Genomic DNA, 23,034 nt, shown 5'->3' with positions numbered 1-23,034 from the left:
TAAAAAGGTGAGTCCTCATGAAACACAGGACTCACCTTTTTCAGTCTTCATTTTGTAAAAATTTTTCATAAAGATATGCACACCACTTACAATTTTCGTTCTCTTTTATATTTTTTAATAATCCTACTAGTACGACTCTGCTTAATGTTGGCTCTTGTAAATCTGCTTTTAATAATTGTAAAGATTCCTCTACAAGTGAATCATCGCGAATCTCTTCTTGTATAGTATTTATGAGTTCAATCAATTGGTCCTTCGTATATTTTGGAATTTGATTGATATAAGCTAAATAATCAGCTGTCACGACTTGGATTGTTGCGTTTTGGGCAACAAGTGTCACTTTTTCAACAATTGATTTACATAACAAGCTTAAATCTAACTTGTAATTATCAAGCAAGAATAATTCTGAATAGCTTTTTACGAAGCCATTAATCGTAAATACTAAATCTAAATACATATTGGGAGGAGTCTGGGCAAATTGTCTTTCAACAATCGAATAAATTATTCGATTGAACATAGCCATGTAAGTCTGCATTCTCTCAAAAAGGTCCTTATTATACGATAAGACCTGCTCCGTCATAAAGAATTTAGCAAAATTAGATTGTTGTTGAAACTCGCCTAATGATATATATAAGAAGTTATATAGTAGCTCCTCACGCGATTGCGTCGCACTGACCGACTGTTCAAGTTCAGTAATAATACTAGTCATAAAATGGTCAATTAAACTATTAATAAGCTCATCTTTCGACTTAAAATATAGATAAAAAGCTCCCTTTGATATCCCACATCGCTCTGTAATCTGCTGTACCGATGTTGCTTCGAAACCGTTTTCAGCAAACAATTCTAGCGATTTCTCCATTATGAGTTGTTTTTTAACCAATTTAAAACACTCCTACTCTTTCATTTGACAACTGACCAATTAGTCATTAGTATAAATAACTGTAGTAAAGTAGTCAAATTTTTAAGGGCAGGTGTAAAAGTGAAAGGTTTAGTAAATTTTGTACTGAAAAATAAACTAGCTGTATGGTTACTTACAATTATTATTACTGTATCTGGTATTTATTCTGCTTCAAGAATGAAAATGGAGTCAATTCCTGATATTTCAATTCCTTACTTAATTGTTATGGGTGTCTATCCAGGCGCTACTCCTGAGCAAGTAATGAACGAATTGTCAATTCCGATGGAAAAAGCGGTTGAAGGACTAGAAGACGTAAAAGCAGTTTACTCAAGTTCTTCATCAAACGTATCTCAGATTCAGGTTGAATATGAATATGGCGTTGATATGGATGAGAAAAAACGTCAACTAGAATCAGCGCTTGACGGTGTTACTCTACCAGAAAAAGTAGAATCACCATCTATTATGGCTATTAGCATGAATATGATGCCAGTTGTTGCGCTTTCAATTAGTAGTACTGAAGAAGATATTGTTGAGTTAACATCAACAGTTGAAGATATCCTACTTCCAAAAATCGAGAAAATTGATGGTGTTGCTTCGGCTACTATCACTGGTCAACATATTGAAGAAGTAGAATTTACATTTGATGATGCAAAAATGGCATCACTTGGCCTAACAGAAGACACTATAAAGCAAATGGTTCAAGCAAGTGATATGGCTTTATCATTAGGGCTATATAAGTTTGTCGAAGGCGAAGAGGCCGTTTCAGTTGATGGGGATATCCAAACAGTCGATCAGTTAAACGATATGCTAATCCCTGTAACACCAACTGCTGAAAACCCATCACCATTTGTTAAGCTTGGTGAGATTGCGAAAATCGAAACAGTAGGTAAGGTTCAATCTGTTTCACGTACAAATGGTGAAGATGCCATTGCCATCCAAATTGTTAAAGGGCAAGAGGCTAACACTGTAACTGTAGTAAATGCTGTAAAGGATTTAATGGAAGAAGAAGAGGCTAATATCGATGGCTTAGTTGTTGATTTATCCCTTGACCAAGGTAAACCAATCGAGGATTCAGTTTTCTCAATGGTTGAAAAGGCTGTATTCGGTGGTTTAATCGCTGTATTAATCATCCTTTTATTCTTACGAGACTTTAAATCTACTATTATTTCGATAATCTCTATTCCAGTTTCGATCTTTATGGCCCTACTATTATTAAACTGGTTAGATATCACATTAAATATTATGACGTTAGGTGCTATTACAGTTGCGATTGGTCGTGTTATCGATGACTCTATCGTAGTAGTAGAAAATATCTATCGTCGTATGCACTTAAAAGAAGAAAAACTTCGTGGCCGTGCGTTAATTCGCGAAGCAACGATTGAAATGTTTAAACCAATTCTTTCTTCTACATTAGTAACTATAGCAGTATTTGCACCATTACTATTTGTAGGTGGTATGGTTGGAGAGTTATTCATGCCATTTGCTTTAACAATGGCATTTGCATTAGGGGCTTCCCTACTTGTTGCGATTACAATCGTACCAGCACTGTCTCATTTCTTATTCCGTAAAAAGCTTTATGGTGAGAAGACAGAAAAAGCTCATAAAGAAGTTGGAAAGCTTGCTTTATGGTACCGTGGTATTCTAGAAAAAGCTTTAAACCATAAATGGATCACTTCAATCATTGCAATTGTTATCTTAGCTGGTTCACTTGCACTTACACCTTTAATCGGATTTAGCTTCATGGGTTCTGCTGAGGAAAAAGTTATGTACTTAACTTATACTCCTAAAGCTGGAGAGCTTGCTGAACAAACAGAAGAAAATATCGAAGCAGTTGAGCAAGAGTTGATGAAACGCGACGATATTGATGTTCTACAATTATCGATTACAGATTCATCTAGCGCAGATCCAACTGCTATGATGATGGGTGGCGGTGGAGGCGGTGCATTAATGTACCTAATCTTCGACCCAGATATGAAGAACTTCCCTGAGGCAAGAGAAGAAGTTGAAGAGTATGTGTTTAACCTTGGTCAATCTGGCGAATGGAAATCACAAAACTTCACTTCAATGTCTATGTCAACTAATGAAGTAAGCTACACACTTTACAGTGAAGATTTAGATGATTTAATGACAGCTGTTTCTCAAGTAGAAACTGCTTTAGGAGAAATTGAAGGTCTTAAGGATATCTCTTCTGATGCAGAGGATCCATATGTAGAAAATGTCTTTAAGGTTTCTCAGGAGCATGTCCTTCAATATGGTCTAACAACTGGCCAAATTGTAATGGCATTATCAAATACAGGCTCTGACGAAGTATTAACTAAGGTTGAAAATGACGGAAATGAAATTGACGTTATTATTCAACGAGAAGCAAAAGCTGCTCCAGAATCTATTGATGATTTACTTGCTACTGAAATTCCAACGGCTCTTGGTACAACAATGCCGTTATCAGAATTAGTAGAGCTTGAAAAAGGAACTACATTAAATACTTTAAGTCGTTCTGCTGGTGAGTACTATGCAACAGTTTCAGGCACTATTATTGGTGATGATATTTCTGTAGCAACTGGTGAAGCAGACAAAAAAATTAACGATCTTGAATTACCAAAAGGTGTTACAAGTGGTGTTGCAGGTGTTGCAGCAGATATGACTGAAACATTTACACAATTAGGTGTTGCAATGATTGCCGCAATTCTAATTGTCTACTTCATCCTTGTTGTTACATTTGGTGAAGGATTAGCGCCATTTGCGATTCTATTCTCATTACCGTTCACAGTAATAGGTGCGTTTATCGGTTTATTCGTAACAAACCATACCATTTCTGTTCAAGTAATGATGGGGCTATTGATGTTAATCGGTATTGTTGTAACAAATGCCATTGTATTAGTAGACCGTATAATCCATATGGAACGTGATGGAATGGTGATGCGTGAAGCGATTCTTGAAGCAGGAGCTACACGTTTACGTCCAATCTTAATGACTGCAATTGCAACAATCGGTGCGATGGTTCCTATGGCACTAGGTGTTGGCGGCGGTGGCGGACTAATGTCAGCTGACCTTGCTATCACAGTAATCGGTGGTCTATTAAGCTCTACATTGCTAACATTAGTAATCGTTCCAATCGTTTACGAGCTTCTTTCTAAAATGTTAAAGAAAAATCGTAAAGATATCGAAGAAGACTAATAAGAAATCGAAAGGTGTCTCATTATGAGGCACCTTTTTTTATTGGAGCTAAACCTTGCCAGAATATTTTTGCGATTTTTTGATTTAACTGGCAAGGGTGTAATATGATAATAGTGGGGTGATGGAATGAGCTTAAAAATCTATTTAGATAACGATCAATTTGTGGCAGGGACAACCTTAAAGAATTCTGATAGTCCAGAACAGAATAATATGGCGCTTCATATATGTGAAGACCCACTGAATATACTTGAGAATCGCCAAAAACTCGCTTCAACTTTGAAATGTGGCATTAATGATTTTGTTTGTGCCAATCAAACTCATAGCGCTAACGTGCATCAGGTAAACTTATCCGATAAAGGGCGAGGTTCTCAAACTACCGAGGATGCTGTAGCAGATACAGATGCCCTTTATACATTTGAGTCGAATACCCTTCTCTGTTCGTTCACAGCAGATTGTGTTCCTGTTATCTTCTACAATGAAGCTAATGGTCTTTCAGGGGTTATCCACTCAGGCTGGCAGGGCACTGTAAAGGAAATTACTCTCAAGACATTTCAACAAATACTAGAAAAAAACCAAAGTGATCCTAAGAACATTCAGGTCATACTTGGACCAGCCCTTAGCCAGGAGAAATTTGAGGTGGACGTCGATGTCTATGAAAAGTTTGCAGCACTTGGCTATGCAGAGGATTTTATGTACTTTAACAAAGAAACAAACAAATACCATATCGACAACCAGTTAACCGTAAAAAAACAATGTGAGCTTGCGGGTATTCCTTCCGAAAATATAAAGATTGATCAAACATGTACCTTTAAAAGTGAAGATGGCTTCTCTTATCGACAGGATAAAAAAAGCGGTAGGCATTTAAGCTTTATCATGAGAAAAGAAAGCTAAAACTAAAAAAACATGAGTTCGAAATCTATTTCGAGTTCATGTTTTTTATATGCACGTTTATTTTCTTAACCTTGCCAATACCTTTTTTGCATTCTTCGCTGTATACATTTGTTGATCTGCTTCACTATATAAGCATTCCATATTTCGAATTGATGAATTAATGTAGGCATACCCTACGGACATATGAATTGGGAGTGATTCATTAAAGGTATTGTGATAATTTAAGTTTTGAATGACTTTATTGATAAATGCAACTACATCCTCCTCGACTACATTTGGTAAAAGTATCGAGAATTCATCTCCACCAATTCGAGCAATAACCATTTCCTCACTGGCACAATTTGTTAAAATATTCGCCGCTTCAATGATTAATCGATCTCCTGCTTGGTGCCCGTTATTATCGTTTATATATTTTAATTGGTCTAAATCACAGATAATGACACCCATTGGAACGTCCTTCAGCCTATTGTAGATGCCCATTTTTGTTTGGAAATACGTACGATTAAAGACATTTGTTAACCCATCATGGGAAACCTCATACTCTAACTGCTGCTGTAATTTCATTTTATCATCAATATTTCGGTAGATCCCTTGAACGGCTATCATCCTACCTTCCTTATAAACCGGTGTAGCATGTTCTTCAAACCAAATATAATTCCCCTTATCATTCATAAGACGAAAGATTATTGGTTTACTAAAATCCCATTCTCCTGATATTTTACTTTCCAACTTTTCATAATCATCTGGGTGAACAATTTCGAAAACCCTATTAGGATTTTTCATATGCTCCTGATAAGAATTTGCACCTAATTGATTAACTCCAGGGCTTAAATAACGATATTTTAATTGCGGTGTTTCGCAATAGTAAATGATATCTTTTGCATTTTCAACTGTCTCAATTAGCGGTTTTAAGTAGTCCATTTTCCCTTTTAATCGAGCCAGTTTAAAGTGTTGTACTGCAATAAAGGCTATTAAAAGTATGATTCCTACTCCTAGTACAACCAACCACATAAAAAACACCACGTTTCTACTATAATCATAAAATGCTCATCGGAAGGTTTAGTTTCCTTTATCTTCCTTCTATTATAGTACTATATTAACACTGTTTTAATAGTAAAAACTCTAAAAATTGAAATTTTCTCCAATCCATTTTCTTACATCATTAATTAGATCATATAAGGATGCACCCTTTTTATGTTTTTGAATATCCTACAAAGAATGTGATTTTTAAAAACAAAATCCGACGTGTTTTGAAATGATTCGTTGGAGGATGGGAGAAGCATGAAAAGACTATCACTTTTTCTTTCACTTTTCGCTTTCGTTTTTTTAGTTGGTTGCAGTGAAAAAGATTCTAAAAAAGAGACAACAACAGAGGAGCCAGTTGTAACGGACGAACCTACTACAACTGAAGAAGAGACAGAGACGGAAACTGAAACTGAGCCTTCTAATCCCGATTTAGATTTAGCAATGGAGTTTACAAATTATATAGACCAAATCATTTTACTAGCTCCTGAAGAGGATCGAATTATTAGTCTGTATGATAGTGTGACTGGAGTTAACTATGTAAATGACGAAATTCTTTACTATACTCTTTTAGACGATGTACTTCCAAGCTATCGCCAATTCGTTGTAGATTTAGAGTCCATTATGCCCAAAAATTCGCGAATTCAGGAACTTCACGAATTATATATTGAAGGAGCAAATACACAATATAATGCCTTTACATTAATGGTTTCAGCCATAGAAAAACAAGATATGGATACAATGACACAGGCTAACCAAGGTTTAGACCAAGCACGAGCATTGCTTCGTGATTGGTTATATGAAGTCGATGCCATTTCAATTGAAACAGGTGTTAGCATACAATAGCGCCGCATATTGTCTCAAAAGTTTGCAGTTTAAACTTTTGAGCATTTTTTTATGGCATTTAGCGAAAAACTAAATTTCTAATGATAAAAATTCCACCAGAAGCCATATTAAATAGGAATTCAAATTGAAAGGGGTTTTTCCTTATGGGAAGAGACGATAGCAAAAGTAAAGGCACTAACAAGCAGTCACTACCTCAAACACCTGGAAACGCAAAAATAGCACCGGGTGAAATGCGAGAAGAAATTGCTCAAGAACTAAACCATCTTCACCAATTGGCTCAAAAAGCTAAGAAGAACCAGAAATAAGGAGGCGGCTTTCCTTGGATTATCAACGAGCACAAGATATTGTTGCCTCATCTAAAGAGTTTGAAGTTAGCTATAACGGTGTTTCTATATGGATTGATAAACTACATGAAGATGGTAAAACAGCTACAGTTCACTTAAGACATGCTCACGAAGAGCGATCAGAAGTCGATGTTTCAGAGCTTAAAGAAGAATACCTCATCCAATAAAGATACAATCCCACTGACTTAGTATTCAGTGGGATTTTCATTTACATACATTCCTTTTGAAAGACATACCATTTGATAAATACATCACTAAAATACGCACCAATACAAAACTAAACAGATTAATAATGGAAAAATCCGTTAATAATGCATAAGAAAGTTTTACCAATTGTAAAGGAAGGTACTATGGGTAAAAAGAACATTATGTTATTTGGGATTTCCATTGCCTTTTTAAACCTGTTTGATGGCATAGTAACAAACTATGGATTAATGAAAAAACTAATCGAAGAAATGAATCCCATTATGAATTTCCTTATCTCCATTAATCCTGCATTATTTTTAGGTTTAAAAGTAGGCTTATCTCTTCTTATTCTTTTTGTTTCTTATTGGGTTTATACAAATAGTAAAGCGCACTTTCAAAAACTCTATCTGCTAACTCTAGTCGGTGTTTTTTGCCTTTATTTCGGTATTTGTGGTGTACATCTATATTGGTTATCCTTCATTTAACACAGGATTGATTCCTATTAGATGTTTTTAGAGTTTTAAATTATTTAAAAACAGCTTCGGGAATTATTTTACGTAATAATTCCCGAAGCTGTTTATTTTCTTTCTTTTGCCCAATTAATAAATTCATCAGATGTTAAGGGTCTTGAGAAGTAATAGCCCTGAATTAGTGGGGCTTCTTCCATTGAATAAATAAAATTATATTGCTCCTCTGTCTCGACACCTTCAATAACAATTTTTAAGTTTAAAGAGTCTGACAATGTAATAATCGATTTTAAAACCGCCGAATCCTTTTCTGAATTAGAAATCCCATCTACAAAGGACTTATCAATTTTAATAGTCGATATAGGCATTCTCTTTAAATAAGAAAGCGAAGATAGTCCTGTACCAAAGTCATCTAATGCAACAGACAATCCAATTTCTCTAAACCTGTTGATGGCTGTTATGGCATGCTTAATATCATAGACAACACTTGTTTCTGTAATTTCCAATTCTATATAGCTACTATCAACATTATATTTATCAAGGTTTGTGTTAATAACCTCATAAAGTCTAGTAGAAGTTATATAAGAGCCTGGGATATTAATAGATACTTGCTCAAACTCTATTCCCTCTTCTAGCCACTGGGAAATCTGGATACATACATGCTCTATAATCCAATCCGTTAAGTCAAATACTTTATTGCCTGCTGCTTCAACGATTGGTATAAAAACACCAGGAGGAATCATTCCATTTTGCGGATGCTTCCAACGCACTAAGGCTTCTAATCCGGAGATTTTACGAGAATGAGATTGCACTTTCGGTTGATAAACTAAGAATAGTTCATTGTTAACCATTGCTTTTTCAAGATCCTCGACAATTTGTCTATCCATATTGTAGGTATGAATCTTTGGATCAAATTCAATGACATTTTCAATATAATTACTTGATGGATAGTGGAGAACAGCTAAATTATTCGCTAAAAGCTCTAAGACATTTTCCTTATCCTTCGAAGTTGAAATCGCACAAACTATATCGACCACGATTGGATAGTCTTCGATTTGTATTGGATTTTTCAGATTATCAGTAATACTTTCCATAAAGCCCTTTAATTTCTCGAAACGCTGGTCATTAAAAGCGTACACTGCAAATCGATTTCCTTCTATTCGATATAGCTTAAATGATTGCGATTTACTATTATTCTCAATGACTTCCCCAACTGCTTTTATCACTTTATCGCCAAAAACATATCCGTATTGATTAATCCATTTTTCTAGGTCCTGTATTTGAAGAATCGCAAGGCTACCCGTTGTTTTTAAATCATTCGTGTCCTTCTCAAACTGGCGTTGGTTTGGAAATAAAGTTAACGCATCGTAGTAATTTAAACGGTAATCTACAAAACGCTCTAAGATACGTGTAAGTCCAACAATAATAAATAAAAGACCTAAGGCTACTATCACAATAACAGATAAATCCATTTGGAAATCATGCATATGGTGTGTTGTTAAAAATGGTCCTTCTATGTAAAAAACAACAGAAGCCATACCAGTATAGTGCATGCTAGAAATTGCTATTCCTAACAAAATTGCTGTAATAATTTTGATTAAATGATTATTCATATGCTTTTGTAAAGTAGCAAACACAAACATAGCAATCATCGATACAACAATGGCAATGATAATCGATAAAACAAATAAAGTAGGCTTATAATAATACATTGCTTCCATTTTCATAGCTGCCATTCCTAAATAATGCATTGAAGCAATTCCAAGACCCATAATCATTCCTACAATAGAGTAAGAAAGCAGGGATTGATGCGTCGACTTATTGGCAAAATTAAATGCAATATAGGATGCAATAATCGCAGGGAGCATAGATAGTATCGTTAAAAACAGGTCATTATCCATTGGTAAAGGAAGCATAAAAGCACTCATTCCAATGAAGTGCATAGACCATATGCCAAGCCCCATTGCTACAGAAGATAGTATTAACCAAAATGATTTTGGAAAAAAACCATTATCCTGTATTCTTTGATTCATAAATAATGCAGCATATGACGCAAAACAAGCGATAAAAACAGATAAGACAATTAATGGGACAGAATACTCTCCATACAAGATGGTAATCCCTTGGGAATCAGGTATTGAAAACATGATTGAACCTCTGTTCTTTGTTAATATGTTCTTAAATTATATATGAATCACATTGAATTTTATATATTAAGTTACTAACGAATAAAAGTAATAATTTTCTGTATACCCATATATTTCTATTGATTTTTTTCCAAACAATAGAACAAGGGATTAAAGAGTAATCTTTAATCCCCGTCTATAACAATCAATATGGTTCAAACAGCTTTGCCTGCATGTGTCATTTTGAATAAACGATTTCTTATTTATTCTTCACGTTCATCTTTTGGTTCGAACGTTTTACAGCATGTATCTCGAGAATTATTTGCTTCTTCTGAAAGCTTCTCAAAATCAAAATCCGAAGCAAACTCTGTATTTTTGTTTTTAGAATGGTAATCCATATCAATCTGAATTTTATCCGCTCCACAAACATTTCCTTTTTCATGGAAAATACAGTTCGAAACCGCACAGCTTACTTCTACATTTGGCATTGCTATCCTCCTCAAAAGATTGTCATAAAGAGTAGAAAGAAGAATTTTGCAGTAATTCTTATTTACACTCTTTTCGCCTTTATTCTGTCCAAATTAATGATTTTTATTTGAAGGTGATAGAAAGTTCACAAACAAAAAACTCGGAGGGAGAATCTTCCGAGTTTTTCTATCTAAACGATATCGTTATTTAACGCTCTTATTTCCATTATTTCTTACATCTGTAGCTTTGCTATTTGACGAATCCACATTGATGTAAAGTTTGCCTGCTGCTTTAGCTCGTGTTTCATTATTAAAGCTATCAACAGCCTTCACTTCAATTTGTGCCCCATCTGCAACTGTTCCATATGGCACTGTATAATACCCCACATAATGTCCTGGGCTTTCTTCCATCATAGGTAACTCAGTAGCATTTTGCAGGCTATTGCCATTTAAATTTGTTAATGGCATATGAATCATATATGTGGCACGTAATCCTGGCTCACTATCAAATTCAATTTTAACGCTTTTACCAGTAATTAGATTTAAATTAGCGTCTGGTTTTACATTTTCTATAACAGGCGCATCAAAGTCTGCCGTTACAGTAATTGTTTCTGCTTTACGATTCCCTGCTAAATCCTGTGCGATTACCTTAATAGTATTGGTTCCACTATCAATTAACATACGGTGTGAGAATTTACCGTTTGTAACCGTAGCTTTTTGACCATTCACCTTTACAAAATCAAGATTAGCATCCTCAACTGTACCCGTTACAGTGACTGATTCACGACTAATCTTTTCACCATTTGCAGGAGCTGTAATTGTAACTGTCGGACTAGCTGTATCTAATACAACCGTAACCGGGGCAGACTCTCCAGTTGTTTTGCCATCTAGTGTAGAAGTAACTTTTAACTCGTTATTTCCTTCTGCAAGAGTTACTGGAATTTCAAATTGACCATTTTCACTTACTTCAGTAGTACCAGCAGCTTCTCCATTCAATGTTAGCTCAATTGTTGTCGTAGGAGAGGCAGTACCTGTTACAATTAATTCTGATTCATTTGTAATGAAGTTTTCAGTAGGACCTGTGATAACAGGTGTTGCTACCTCATAGCTTACACGTGCACGAATCATATAATTGCCTTCCTCAGCTGGTACTGGAGACCAAGCACCTGAGACATATTGATAGCTTCGCCCAGCGTTTGTTCCATCTTCATCTGTAGCAAGTCCAGGTGAGGATGTATTAATAGCTGATTGAATGTAAACCATGTAGAAATCACCATTTACAGCAATATTATGTTCACGTAAATCAACAACTGTCCACTCACCATTTCGAAGTGCTGTTGCATCAATAGGTCCAGCTAATTTTTTACCAGGCGTACCATTTGCTCCAGTTGCATCCCAAACCTCTACTTTAAAGTTTGTTCCTCCAGGAGTTGGCCAAGTCGTGTCCCAGAAGCGGAAGACGCCATCCGTTACAATACCGTTCTCCTCCCCTTCAGGAAGAGTCATTTTTACTGCCCAACCATTTCCTGCATCATAGTAGGCACGTGCATTTTCTCCTGTGCCATCATCATAACCAATTTCCCCACCTGGATATGTGTAGAAAGGTTCTAAAGCTATATCTTGCACTGCACCATCTGCATCAATTACTACAGAAATTTCTTGGCCACGGTATCCATTAGCCAAAACCTTTAAAGTATATGATCCTTCATAACCTGTAATTGTGTAGTTTCCGCTTGCATCTGTTGAAACAGGAGTAATGTTAGCATCCTCTACTAGAAGTAAAATTGCTCCCTCAATTGGCTCCCCAGTTTTTGCATCAGTAATAGATCCCGTAACAGAACTTTGTGGAAGCTCGTCTAATGTAAAATCAGCCGAAACTGCTTGATCTGCCTCTAATGACACAGTCTGTTCTTCTGATTCATAACCGTAAGCGCCTGCTTTTACAGTAAATGTACCTGCACTATGAGTCATAGTGTAAGTACCATCAACAGGATTTGTATAAACCGAGCGTCCTGATTCAAGTACACTTACTTGTGCACCTAGTGGAAGAAGTGTTGGATTCACGATTGCTTCAACCTCTGGCGTTTTTGCTTTGACAGGGTTTTCAGGTTTAATTTTTGCTGGATTAATAGGCGTTTGCGTTTTTGCCTTATTTTTCTCAGCAGCTTTATCTTCTTTTGTTAATTTTGCTGGCTTTTCCGTTTTAATCTTTTTAATAACCCCTAATTGGTTCTTCGTAAGGGCTGTATTCGATAATGCGACATCATCAATATACCAGCCATCACGTAAAACACTACCGTCTGAATATGCATTAAAGCCAATGTATACTCGTTGCCCTGCATAGTCTGATAAATTGATTTCTGAGCTTATCCAACCATTGGATTCTCCAGATACTTCTTGTAATTGTGTCCAGTTTTCTAAATCAGTAGAAATCACTACATGGCCAAAATCCCAAGAAAGCTCAAAATTATACCAATTCTTAAACTGTAGATAGCTATTCCCCTCCGGTAAGTCCACAGGAGGCATAATTAGTGTTGCATTCATATTATTCGCGTAAGTGCCTGCTAGATTTGTTGCATATACTTTCTCACCAGATGCAGCACTTCCTGGCCCTGAGCTTGGTGCTCCCCATTCCCAGCTATTTGCATTGCCGAATGAGCTCCAGCCAACTGGTTGTCCCTCAAAATCTTCAGAGTAGCCTGTTGAGATACCGGGATTTACTTGAATCGAGTATTCATCACTTGTTACTTCATTATTACCAAAATCATTGATTGTCCAGAAGTAAGTAAACTCGCTTCCTGTTATTAAATTTCCAGGAACAACTACTGTAAACTCACCGGATTTGTAGTCACCCGATGAACGTCCAGCTTGAATTGCTTGTACATCGCCATTTCCATCAACATAATTTAGATTTACTGATGAAACACTAATATTATCTGAAACGGAAATAGTTAATGTTAAATCCATTCCTGCATAGGTTTCACTAGGCGCTTCGTACTCAAATGTTGGCGCTTCTGTATCCTCACCCTGCTTTGTTACTTGTCCTTCAATTGTTCCAAGACCAGAAATAATAGAGGATACTGCAGAATATGCATCAACTAAGCCATATCCATATCCGTGGTTAGGAGAAGCTGGGTATTCCGAATCTGTTAAAGGTGTTGCTGTTTCTAGAAGAATTTCTTCCATTTCATCAACTGTAATGTTTGAATTTACTTGACGCAGAAGTGCTGCAACACCAGCTACAGCCGGCCCAGCCATGGATGTACCGTTCCATCCACCTTCATAACCGCCACCAGGTACAGAAGAACGAATGTTAACCCCTGGAGCCGAAATATCTGGTTTGATTTCCTCATAAGGTGATGGACCACGTAGGGAGAAGCTTGCTACTTTGTTGTTAATATCAATTGCCCCTGTAGCAAAGGATTCTGGGTAGTTGGCAGGAGCAGCTACAGATCCAGGTCCTCCTGGGTTGAAAAGCGTTGTGTTTCCAGCTGAGAATTCAGGGAAAATTTCTGCTGCACGCCAGCTAATTACAACATCTCGATACCACTCATCAAGTCCAGGTCCTCCACCCCAAGAGTTATTTACAACATCCGGAGCTAAATCCACTCGAATATTTCCTTCAGAATCTGTTGGAGCTAAAATCCATTCGGCTGCTTCTAGTAAATCTGCATCTGTACCTCCTGCAGGTGTAAATGCTTTAACTGAAATATATTCCGCCCCGGGTGCTACACCAATTTGGTTTGAGCCATTCGGTTCACTACCAACCACTGTTCCAGTAACGTGGGTACCATGCCCATCGTCATCATACGGCTCTGACTGTCCTGCTGTAGCATCAAACCAGTTAAAATCATGGTCTACTTCACCTGTTGCTTCATTGTAGCCTCGGTATTTTTCCTTTAGTGCTGGGTGATCCCAATCAACACCCGTATCGATAACTGCTACAACAGTTCCCGAACCATCGATCCCCATCTCCCAAACTTCTGGAGCTTTTACTCGAGAAACGTTCCATTCAACATTCGCCACATCTGCAGCAGGAGCCTTAGCTTCCTTTGTTTTTGTTGTAACTAATTTTCTAGTTTCATTGGGAAGAACTTTTTCTACCTCTGAATAGCCTGCAATTTTTTCGGCAATTTCTTTTGTTGCTGTTACTGCCATCCCATTCACCACATAATAGGAATCAAACTCTGAAACCGCTCCTTTTTTCTTTTCTTGCTCAAGAAACTTTATAACAGATGCTTGCGAATCGATGGAGGTAGCCTTCAGCTCAGAAACAACTGCAGAGCGTTGGACAAGCTTCGTATTTTGAGCAGATAGATTTTTGTCCGCTGCTGTTTTGCGTGCCTGTGCTGCAACCTTTTGAGGATCTGCTTTTTCCTTGAATTTAACCAGGAATGTAACCTTTTCTTCGTCCTTAAAATCCGTTAGTAATCGGTCGCTAATTTTATCCTTCGCCAAAACATTCGATACGCTTGATTGTTTTAAAGACTCGTGTAACTTATTTACTTCCTTCGCACTTGCTACATTTGGTGCAATTAATGATACTGTCATAAGTAAAGAAGCAGTAATACTTAAAATCTTGGTTGAACGTTTCGTTTTCATAATCTCTCCCCCTTCCAAATTAACAACAACCTGCTCCCCTTTTCGTATAAACAAATCTAACTCTCCCTCCATTACGAGAATCTAAGGTTCACAGCAACCACAGATGTTCTTAACCGTTCTAGTTGTAAAAACTACTATATAGAATTGAAAGTATATTGTTTGTCTAAATTTGTAAATTCTCTTCCATCATTTTGAAATTTAAATAATTGTATCTATTTGGAAATAGTATTTTTAAGTAATAAGAGGGAAAAGAGATAGTCCAAAATTACTTTAAATCGATTTAAAACATAGATTTAAAATTTAAATTTGTATATGAAATTAAAAAATGAATCCTTAAACCTACCGTTCTACTAAATTACAAATTTCGCAAATCCGTATTTTGGCTGTTTGAAAGAAAAAAGCACTAATTATTATTTCGAAATTTTAACAAGGCAGTTTTTTATTAGTAGCTCTCTTGGTTTACGTTAAGCCCTTTTAACTAATTGATTTTGTTATGTATGAATTATTAATCTTCAATCTGACCTTAAAACTTTTTAAGAAAGTGATACTTTTTTAAATACCAGACCTCTGTTATTGTTATCTGTAAATTCCTAATAGTAAGGACGGATCGTTGAGATGCAAAAAACACTAGATTATTCAAGCTCACGTAATAAAACCTTTGATTTGATTATTTCAGCACTACTAATTTCTCTTGTATTTGTTTCAACAGTCTTCTTAAATATCAAGCTTCCAATTGGAGGACAGGGTGGTTTAGTCCATCTTGGTACGGGCATGCTCTTCATAGCTTCTATTATGTTCGGTCCTAAAAAGGGTGCACTTGCAGGTAGCTTGGGTATGGGGTTATTTGATTTAATGTCAGGCTGGACAATTTGGGCACCAGGTACAATTATCGCTCGCGGCTTGCAGGGGTATATCGTTGGGAAAATTGCTTGGTCAAAAGGTAGAAATGGGAATAGCATAGGCTTTAACCTATTTGGGATGATGGTATCAATCCCTGTAATGGTAGTAGTCTACTATCTTTACGAATCAATTATCTTTGGCAACTGGATTATTCCTTTAGGTTCAATCCCTGGTAACCTTGTACAAAACGCAGTAGGAATGGTAATTGCCATCCCAGTATGTCTTGTATTAAAGAAAACGCCATTATTTAAATAATCTTCTAAACTAGAAAAAGGAGAGAGCTTAATAGTCTGCTCTCTCCTTTCTTTATACGATTATTCACTCTACCAGGCTGCTATCATTCCATCTGTTCTTGATTCCGTTCCTCCGGCAAGGACGCCAGTTTGTGGATTTCTCCAAATGATTTGCCCACGTCCAAAGCTGCCACCATCAGGCAACACTTCAATTTCATGCCCTTTTCTTTGTAATGCCTGCACTAGATAATTTGGAAATTCAGGTTCCACTTGTACCTTCTTTCCGCCAATCCATTGCCATCTTGGCATATCGAGTGCTGCTTGTGGATTCAATAGAAAATCGATTGTATTTGATACTACCTGAAAATGGCCTTGAGGTTGCATATAACCTCCCATTACCCCAAATGGACCTACTGCTTCTTTGTCCTTCGTCATAAATCCTGGAATAATCGTGTGATATGTACGTTTCCCAGGCTTTAAAAAGTTTGGATGATTTTCTTCTAATGTAAAATCTGCCCCTCGATTTTGCAGGCTGATACCGGTACCAGGAATTACGATACCCGAGCCAAATCCCATGTAGTTACTTTGGATGAATGACACCATATTCCCTTCATCATCTGCAGTAGCTAAATAGACAGTTCCACCTGATGGCAGCTCATAGGGCTTTGGATCAATTGCTTTATCGTTAACTTCCTTTGCACGGATTGCAGCATAATCCTTTGATAGTAAATGCTCCACACTAACCGGCATCTCTTTTTGCTCCGTGATATACGCTTGCCCATCTGTAAACGCTAGTTTCATAGCCTCGATTTGCTGATGGTAGGTATCTGCGCTTTGCCATTTAGGCTCCTCTAGCTGTTCGAAAATATTTAAGGCCATTAAAGCCACCATTCCTTGACCGTTCGGAGGGATTTCCCAAACCTCATACCCTCGATAGCTGGTAGATATCGGTTTAACCCACTCTACCTGATAAGAGGCTAGATCACTTTTTCTCAGGAATCCTCCATACTCAATCATGAAGTCCTCCATTTTTTGAGCTAGTTCACCTTCATAAAAGTCTCTGGCATCTGTTTTAGCAATGGCTCTTAATGTATCTGCATGACCTTGTGAGCGCCATATATCGCCAATTTCAGGAGGACGGCCATTCGGTGCAAAGGTGTCGAACCAATGAGCAAATTCTGGACCTTCCAATCTTTTATAAGCATTATAGGCTCTGCCCCAATATTTTCCGAGAATCGGTGTTAAAGGATATCCTTCCTCTGCATAGGAAATAGCGGGCTGTAGGGTCTCTTCCAGTGAAAGTCGACCAAACTTTTTAGAAAGCTCTGCCCATGCAGCAGGTGTACCAGGTACTGTAATCGGGGTAAGCCCCATTTTAGGCATCTTTTCATGTCCAAGAGCCTTAACTGCCTCTGCAGTCAGTAATTCTGGAGAAGGGCCTGATGCATTTAGTCCATGAAGCTCTCCTTTTACCCAAACGAGAGCAAATGCATCTCCGCCAATACCATTTGAAGTAGGTTCTAAAACAGTAAGTGCTGCTGCAGTAGCAATGGCTGCATCAATTGCATTGCCACCTTTTTTAAGTATATCAAGCCCGGCTTGAGCTGCTAATGGTTGTGATGTTGCGACCATTCCCCTTTTTGCAAAAACAGTATGCCTTTGGGATGGGAATGGATGATTTAAATAATCCATTGTTTCACTCCTTCTTAATAATTGAAGTTAGCCATCAATTTAAGAGAGAGTACAATTAAGACAGATGTACTGGAATCGCCCGATTGAGAATCATTTCATCTTCTTTGACAATAGTGTCATAAGCTAAAATCTGTACACCTGCTTGAGCAGCAAATAGTAATGCATCCGCAAATTTAGGGTCAGTTTCTCGGTTAGGTACGAAATACTCGCAGCCCTTCAATTGCACGACTAAAAGAATCGTGCAGCTGTATCCTTCTTGGACTGCTTTTGCTAATTCAAGGACATGCTTCGTTCCTCTAGTAGTCGGTGCATCTGGAAACATAGCAATTCCATCTCTTTCAAGAGTAACACCCTTTACTTCAATGAAGCCCTTTTGTTCACCCTGTTCAAAATATAGATCGAAGCGAGATGCCCCATAAGTAACTTCTCTTTTAAGGGTACTTACATTGCCAAGTTCAGAAATCTTCCCTTCAAGCAGCGCTTCAAAAGCCACCTTATTGGGCGCTTGTGAATCAATATTAACCCATTGACCCTGCTTATTTACGGCTATAAGTGAAAACTTAGTCTTTCGTTCTGGGTTTTTACTTCTCTCTAAAAGAACGTCTGCATCGGGAAGAAAAAGCTCCTTTAAGCGTCCTGTATTCTTAATATGTACTCGCTCTATTTGATCTTCGATGATAACCTCGGCTATAAATCGGTTCATACGCTTACAAAACTGACCACGTATAATTTCACCATACTTCATATATTTCCACTTCCTAAATACTTTTTCCTCTATTATGACGGATTTAATCGAAAAACGCTTAAACCTTTCATCAAAAAAACTCCCGTAGAACATACGGGAGTAAAATGCAATACTGTTTACAATTTCTTTGAAACCTCATTTAATTGCTGCTTTGCTTGCTCTAAAAGCTCTTTATTTTGTTCAACAGTATCCAAATGCTCGTTTTGTTGAACTGCATTTTGCAATGCATTTTCTGCATGTTCTATTGAATTGAAGGCATGCTCAATCGCTATTTCTTGTGGATGGGACATCGCTTGTTTTACCGCACGATCTACTCTTTGAACAGAGTTACTAAATAACGTACTTGGATGGTCTTGTTTCCAGCTTGTATCTGAATGTTTAGCCAATTTTGCATCTTCCCTTCATACAGAATTAGATAACACGACGTTTATCTAGACTTAGTATTGTAATAAGACAAGAAAATATGCACAACTTAAAGGGAAGAAAATATTGAGAAATTGATGCACTAATATTGATGTTTTTAAAACTATTAGAACCTTTGGAGTCCTATTCAGAAATTGAAGATTTTGCAAAAAACCTTATCTCAAATTTTGAGTAGGGATTTTTAAAAGGTTCCTATTTCAAGCGTTCTACAAAATATTTTAAAATACGTGCTGTCAGTCCCCAAATCGTATAGCCTTCATAATCAAAAAACCATTCTTCAATCGCACGGGCTCTCCATTGATATTCGGCACCATTCATAATTTTATGGAACGGAAAATCAGAGGATGGACGTGGTTCAATTGAAACTAAATGGCAATAGGGCTTGCAATTCAATAACCATTTGAGCGGAACGGTGAACACCTCTTCTACTTCATCCTGATTATAAGAATCCAATGGATAAGTATGAAGAATAGCCACAAATGGATAAACAACAAAAGAAGAAGACGTGATAAAAGGGCTCAAGCTAGCAAGTATCTCAATCGAATCTGGGTTAACTCCTAGCTCTTCATAGGTTTCCCTTATAGCAGCTGCTTCAGGTGAGGCATCAGTCGGGTCAATTTTACCTCCAGGAAAGCTAATATCTCCAGGCTGTTTTCTCATCCTCAATGAGCGAACCTCGAAAACAACATGCCATTCTTCCTCAATTTGTACTAATGGAATCAAGACCGCCGAACGAAATGCTGTATCCTCTCCTATAAATAGGGGCTGATTGCGATTTAATTGCTCCCTCAGTTTATCTTCACCCATAATATTTCCCCCAACTTTACTTTCTCTCTTCTATCGTATCATGACAACAGAACGGTTAGAAGATTTCTCAGGTGATAATTATAACTTTAAAATCGATTTTAAGATGAATGAGGATATACGATTTATATTCAATTGGTTCTCGGTTCATTTTCAAACGAACCACAAAATTAGACTTTGTCTTTGGAGCAATTTTATTCAAAACTTTTAGATTCCCTTACAAAGCTTCGAACAAATTAATATTCCTTTTCGAGCTTACAACCTCAAATGCAAAATTAGCTTATTTTTGATAAATCTTGCTCAATCAAACTATTAGATAGCTGTTTTTTGTTATAAATCAATGATTTGACCGGGCAAAAATATCGCTTTTTTCGAAAAAACTTGAAATAATGAGTTCGTACAAATGAATAACCCTATAGATTATCGGACACTTTAAAGTAGATTCATTTGTCCTTTTTTGTTGAATAAAGTTTGCATTTTAGGATTGCAAGCTACTATGCAGCTATTTTGTTTGTTTCGATGAGGAGGTTCAAGAAATTGAATCAAAAAAGTGAAGTAAAAATTATTCCATTATTAGTTATTGCCATAATAGGAGCAATTATTTGGTTTATTCCCGCGCCTGGAGATTTACCAATACAAGCCTGGCATTTATTTGCTATCTTTGTTGCCACTATTATTGGGCTGATTATAAAGCCAATTCCGATGGGAAGTATGGCTATTTTAGCTTTAACGGTTATTACCGTTACAAACACCTTAACTCTACAGGAGGCATTAAGTGGATTCCAAAACTCAACAATCTGGTTAATTGTTATTGCATTCTTCATTTCCAGAGGTTTTATTAAAACGGGACTTGGTACACGTGTTGCTTACCTCTTTGTTCGATTGTTTGGTAAAAAGACTTTAGGATTATCCTATTCCCTGATTGCGAGTGATTTAATTCTTTCCCCAGCAATGCCGTCAAATACAGCGCGTGCAGGCGGAATTTTACTACCGATCATTCGTTCATTATCAGAAACATATGGTTCACGAACTGGTGATGGCACAGAAAGAAAAATTGGTGCCTTTTTAACAACAACTTCCTTCCAGGCTAATATGATTACATCTGCCATGTTCTTAACTGCAATGGCGGCCAACCCTCTTGCTGCCAAAATGGCGGAGGAAATTGCAGGCGTACAAATTACGTGGGTCGGCTGGATGGTTGCGGCAATCGTTCCAGGGCTCCTTAGCTTAATCGTAGTACCCTTTGTGATTTATAAAATTTACCCGCCTGAAGTGAAAGAGACCCCTTCTGCAGCAGTAGAAGCTACAAAAAAACTTGAGGAAATGGGTCCTTTAAAAAAAGCAGAATGGTATATGATTGGCATTTTTGTTCTCTTAATCGTTCTATGGATATTCGGCTCACGCATCAATCTCGATACGACTGTTACGGCATTTATCGGTTTAGTACTCTTACTACTAACTCAGGTGTTAACATGGTCAGATATTAAGCAAGAGCAGGGGGCATGGGATACATTAATTTGGTTCTCAGTCTTGGTCATGATGGCTATGTTCTTAAATAGTACAGGGATGATTCCTTGGTTCAGTGAAATGGTTCAAGGTATGATTGGTGAAACCTCTTGGATGCTAGCACTAATAGTACTTGCGATTGTCTATTTCTATTCTCATTACTTTTTTGCTAGTAATACCGCGCATGTGAGTGCCATGTATGCAGCATTTTTATCTGTTATGGTAGTTGCTGGTGCGCCACCATTAGTAGCAGCATTACTCCTTGCATTTTTCAGTAACCTTTTCGGCTGTTTAACTAATTACGGCAGCGGACCTGCTCCCGTTTTCTTTGGGACAGGCTATGTAACACAGGAAAAATGGTGGGGAATCGGTCTTGTCATCTCCATCATCCACATTGTGATTTGGCTAGTTATCGGCGGATTATGGTGGAAAATACTTGGACTTTGGTAAATTAAATTCTTTATAAACCGTAGATGAGCTGGAGTAATTTCTAGTTTATTTACGGTTTTTTTGTGTTTTAAGTGGCAAGCCTATCATTTTGTCTTCACTCGTGCACTATCAATATTTCAATCTCTTTCATTTTTCAGAATTTTCGTTACAAATAGTAGAACATTCGTTATAATAGCGAGTAAATAATGTAGGGAGTTGATTTACATGAAACAACAAGATCTTAATGCACATAATGATTTGCAAATCCAGTCCAATCACCAAGAAAATGTGTTACTTGTTATTGATGGTGTACGCCAATATGGTCGATTTAAAGTGAGACCTCATGATGCTGATCCTTTGGACGAGTCATCTAAAATCCCAAGAGCTCTACGCCGTTTTCGTCTAAAGGAATGGGTTGGTTTCACACTGTTCCATCCGGAAATTTCGTCATCCATGATTCTACAGGAGGCGCATTACCTGGCAAGCTCAGAAATCTATGTACGCGACAAACAAGGAATGGTTGAGCACAGCCGTAATGTCCGTGGTGGATCACTAAATCTCCCTCATGTATTGTTCCCAAGTAAACCATTCATTGACGCTAAAGGCTACCGAATTGCTTATGACTGGGCGGAAAAACCGGAAGGTATTCACCGAATTCGCGTATCAGTTGACGCTTCACCAAATCAGGAAGCGATTAAAATGGACCTTGAGCTTGATGGTTCCACAGCTTCGGGGCCATTATCTGTGAGTTCACCATTACCAGGAGGATCGATGTACACTCATAAGGTAGCTTACCCGGCATCTGGCACGGTAACTGTTGGAGATCGTACATACATTTTTGATCCAACTCGTGATTTGGCTGTACTCGATGAACATCGCACTGCTCTTCCATACCGAACTACTTGGCTATGGGGAACCTTTGCCGGCATTACACCAGATGGTATTGCTGGTGCAAACTTTGCCCAACGACCAATTGTGCCCGGAACGGATGAAGAGTCTTGCCTATGGACACCGGGTGAATGTGAAGCACTTTCGGATATTACTTTCGTTCAGGAATCCAGCGATCCACTAGCAAAATGGCGCATGACTTCAGCTGATGGCAGACTGGATGTAACTTTTACGCCAGAAGATCGCAAGGACGTTAAGCACCAGCTTGTCCTCGCATCTATCGACTACTGGCAAATGGTTGGAACTTATTCCGGTACAGTGGCCGGCATTGAAGTAAACAATATGCGTGGTGTATGTGAGTCCATGAAAGCTCGCCTTTAAATGAAAGCGGTT

Annotated in this window: 18 protein-coding genes; 9 read left to right on the top strand and 9 right to left on the bottom strand. The window is 37.5% G+C overall.

From position 1 onward, the window contains the following. Positions 1–40: 40 nt before the first annotated feature. Positions 41–877, bottom strand: a complete 837-nt coding sequence (locus BJ095_RS04015; RefSeq protein ID WP_107932198.1) for a TetR/AcrR family transcriptional regulator — start codon at positions 875–877, stop codon at positions 41–43. Positions 878–976: 99 nt separating this feature from the next. Between BJ095_RS04015 and BJ095_RS04010 the strand changes: the two genes are divergently transcribed. Both BJ095_RS04010 and pgeF read left to right on the top strand, forming a co-directional pair. Next, positions 977–4,069, top strand: coding sequence for an efflux RND transporter permease subunit (locus tag BJ095_RS04010; protein WP_107932197.1), 3,093 nt, complete (start codon positions 977–979; stop codon positions 4,067–4,069). A gap of 126 nt (positions 4,070–4,195) precedes the next feature. After that, entirely contained in the window at positions 4,196–4,960 is a 765-nt protein-coding gene (gene pgeF, locus BJ095_RS04005; protein ID WP_107932195.1) for a peptidoglycan editing factor PgeF, read from the top strand. A 57-nt stretch (positions 4,961–5,017) separates the two neighbouring features. On the opposite strand, the gene BJ095_RS04000 is transcribed toward pgeF, so the two are convergent. Next, a complete protein-coding gene (locus tag BJ095_RS04000; protein ID WP_107932193.1) occupies positions 5,018–5,971 on the bottom strand; it encodes a sensor domain-containing diguanylate cyclase in 954 nt (317 codons plus the stop codon). A gap of 270 nt (positions 5,972–6,241) precedes the next feature. Here BJ095_RS04000 and BJ095_RS03995 point away from each other — a divergent pair, with 270 nt between their 5' ends. The 4 genes from BJ095_RS03995 (at position 6,242) to BJ095_RS03985 (ending at position 7,844) form a co-directional block, all read left to right on the top strand. Beyond that, positions 6,242–6,829 (top strand): hypothetical protein, encoded by a 588-nt coding sequence (locus BJ095_RS03995; RefSeq protein WP_107932191.1) that lies wholly within the window; start codon positions 6,242–6,244, stop codon positions 6,827–6,829. A gap of 143 nt (positions 6,830–6,972) precedes the next feature. Beyond that, positions 6,973–7,134, top strand: coding sequence for a hypothetical protein (locus BJ095_RS18970; RefSeq protein ID WP_181417957.1), 162 nt, complete (start codon positions 6,973–6,975; stop codon positions 7,132–7,134). A 14-nt stretch (positions 7,135–7,148) separates the two neighbouring features. Continuing rightward, on the top strand, positions 7,149–7,340 hold the full coding sequence (locus BJ095_RS03990; protein ID WP_107932189.1) for an H-type small acid-soluble spore protein: 192 nt from the start codon (positions 7,149–7,151) through the stop codon (positions 7,338–7,340). A gap of 144 nt (positions 7,341–7,484) precedes the next feature. Beyond that, on the top strand, positions 7,485–7,844 hold the full coding sequence (locus BJ095_RS03985; RefSeq protein ID WP_107932187.1) for a DUF5658 family protein: 360 nt from the start codon (positions 7,485–7,487) through the stop codon (positions 7,842–7,844). A gap of 92 nt (positions 7,845–7,936) precedes the next feature. On the opposite strand, the gene BJ095_RS03980 is transcribed toward BJ095_RS03985, so the two are convergent. The 3 genes from BJ095_RS03980 to BJ095_RS03970 all read right to left on the bottom strand — a co-directional run bounded on the left by BJ095_RS03980 (position 7,937) and on the right by BJ095_RS03970 (position 15,021). Beyond that, the gene (locus tag BJ095_RS03980) at positions 7,937–9,973 is read right to left on the bottom strand and encodes a bifunctional diguanylate cyclase/phosphodiesterase (RefSeq protein ID WP_107932185.1); all 2,037 of its coding nucleotides are present in this window, start codon (positions 9,971–9,973) and stop codon (positions 7,937–7,939) included. A 242-nt stretch (positions 9,974–10,215) separates the two neighbouring features. Continuing rightward, on the bottom strand, positions 10,216–10,440 hold the full coding sequence (locus BJ095_RS03975) for a DUF1540 domain-containing protein (protein ID WP_107932183.1): 225 nt from the start codon (positions 10,438–10,440) through the stop codon (positions 10,216–10,218). 183 nt (positions 10,441–10,623) lie between these two features. Next, complete coding sequence (locus BJ095_RS03970; protein ID WP_107932410.1) at positions 10,624–15,021, bottom strand: S8 family serine peptidase; 4,398 nt, start codon at positions 15,019–15,021, stop codon at positions 10,624–10,626. A 615-nt stretch (positions 15,022–15,636) separates the two neighbouring features. On the opposite strand from BJ095_RS03970, the gene BJ095_RS03965 reads away from it, so the two are divergent. Beyond that, positions 15,637–16,176, top strand: a complete 540-nt coding sequence (locus BJ095_RS03965) for an ECF transporter S component (RefSeq protein WP_107932182.1) — start codon at positions 15,637–15,639, stop codon at positions 16,174–16,176. Positions 16,177–16,244: 68 nt separating this feature from the next. On the opposite strand, the gene BJ095_RS03960 is transcribed toward BJ095_RS03965, so the two are convergent. From BJ095_RS03960 to BJ095_RS03945, 4 genes are all read right to left on the bottom strand, one after another. Further along, positions 16,245–17,846 carry a gamma-glutamyltransferase family protein gene (locus BJ095_RS03960; RefSeq protein WP_107932180.1) on the bottom strand — a complete coding sequence of 534 codons (1,602 nt, stop codon included), beginning with the start codon at positions 17,844–17,846 and terminating at the stop codon, positions 16,245–16,247. Between the two features lie 55 nt (positions 17,847–17,901). Further along, on the bottom strand, positions 17,902–18,591 hold the full coding sequence (sfsA, locus tag BJ095_RS03955) for a DNA/RNA nuclease SfsA (RefSeq protein WP_107932178.1): 690 nt from the start codon (positions 18,589–18,591) through the stop codon (positions 17,902–17,904). A 116-nt stretch (positions 18,592–18,707) separates the two neighbouring features. Further along, positions 18,708–18,977, bottom strand: a complete 270-nt coding sequence (locus BJ095_RS03950) for a hypothetical protein (RefSeq protein ID WP_107932176.1) — start codon at positions 18,975–18,977, stop codon at positions 18,708–18,710. Between the two features lie 229 nt (positions 18,978–19,206). Then, positions 19,207–19,821, bottom strand: a complete 615-nt coding sequence (locus BJ095_RS03945) for an NUDIX hydrolase (RefSeq protein WP_107932174.1) — start codon at positions 19,819–19,821, stop codon at positions 19,207–19,209. A 516-nt stretch (positions 19,822–20,337) separates the two neighbouring features. Here BJ095_RS03945 and BJ095_RS03940 point away from each other — a divergent pair. Both BJ095_RS03940 and BJ095_RS03935 read left to right on the top strand, forming a co-directional pair. Next, positions 20,338–21,774: an anion permease gene (locus BJ095_RS03940; protein WP_107932408.1), complete on the top strand. Its 1,437-nt coding sequence runs from the start codon at positions 20,338–20,340 to the stop codon at positions 21,772–21,774. 204 nt (positions 21,775–21,978) lie between these two features. Beyond that, a complete protein-coding gene (locus tag BJ095_RS03935; RefSeq protein WP_107932172.1) occupies positions 21,979–23,022 on the top strand; it encodes a DUF2804 domain-containing protein in 1,044 nt (347 codons plus the stop codon). Positions 23,023–23,034 lie beyond the last annotated feature (12 nt).

Source organism: Ureibacillus chungkukjangi (assembly GCF_003217295.1).
Classification (GTDB): Bacteria; Bacillota; Bacilli; order Bacillales_A; family Planococcaceae; genus Ureibacillus; species Ureibacillus chungkukjangi.
This window is presented reverse-complemented; position numbering and strand designations above follow the sequence as displayed.

Excerpts from the sequence above, each read along its gene's own strand:
- BJ095_RS03940 (WP_107932408.1), top strand. The coding sequence starts at position 20,338 with ATGAGGAGGTTCAAGAAATTGAATCAAAAAAGTGAAGTAAAAATTATT.
- BJ095_RS03965 (WP_107932182.1), top strand. The coding sequence starts at position 15,637 with ATGCAAAAAACACTAGATTATTCAAGCTCACGTAATAAAACCTTTGAT.
- pgeF (WP_107932195.1), top strand. The coding sequence starts at position 4,196 with ATGAGCTTAAAAATCTATTTAGATAACGATCAATTTGTGGCAGGGACA.
- BJ095_RS03985 (WP_107932187.1), top strand. The coding sequence starts at position 7,485 with ATGCATAAGAAAGTTTTACCAATTGTAAAGGAAGGTACTATGGGTAAA.
- BJ095_RS03980 (WP_107932185.1), bottom strand. The coding sequence starts at position 9,973 with ATGTTTTCAATACCTGATTCCCAAGGGATTACCATCTTGTATGGAGAG.
- BJ095_RS03970 (WP_107932410.1), bottom strand. The coding sequence starts at position 15,021 with ATGAAAACGAAACGTTCAACCAAGATTTTAAGTATTACTGCTTCTTTA.
- BJ095_RS04000 (WP_107932193.1), bottom strand. The coding sequence starts at position 5,971 with ATGTGGTTGGTTGTACTAGGAGTAGGAATCATACTTTTAATAGCCTTT.
- BJ095_RS03945 (WP_107932174.1), bottom strand. The coding sequence starts at position 19,821 with ATGGGTGAAGATAAACTGAGGGAGCAATTAAATCGCAATCAGCCCCTA.
- BJ095_RS03975 (WP_107932183.1), bottom strand. The coding sequence starts at position 10,440 with ATGCCAAATGTAGAAGTAAGCTGTGCGGTTTCGAACTGTATTTTCCAT.
- BJ095_RS03960 (WP_107932180.1), bottom strand. The coding sequence starts at position 17,846 with ATGGATTATTTAAATCATCCATTCCCATCCCAAAGGCATACTGTTTTT.
- BJ095_RS03935 (WP_107932172.1), top strand. The coding sequence starts at position 21,979 with ATGAAACAACAAGATCTTAATGCACATAATGATTTGCAAATCCAGTCC.
- BJ095_RS18970 (WP_181417957.1), top strand. The coding sequence starts at position 6,973 with ATGGGAAGAGACGATAGCAAAAGTAAAGGCACTAACAAGCAGTCACTA.
- BJ095_RS03995 (WP_107932191.1), top strand. The coding sequence starts at position 6,242 with ATGAAAAGACTATCACTTTTTCTTTCACTTTTCGCTTTCGTTTTTTTA.
- sfsA (WP_107932178.1), bottom strand. The coding sequence starts at position 18,591 with ATGAAGTATGGTGAAATTATACGTGGTCAGTTTTGTAAGCGTATGAAC.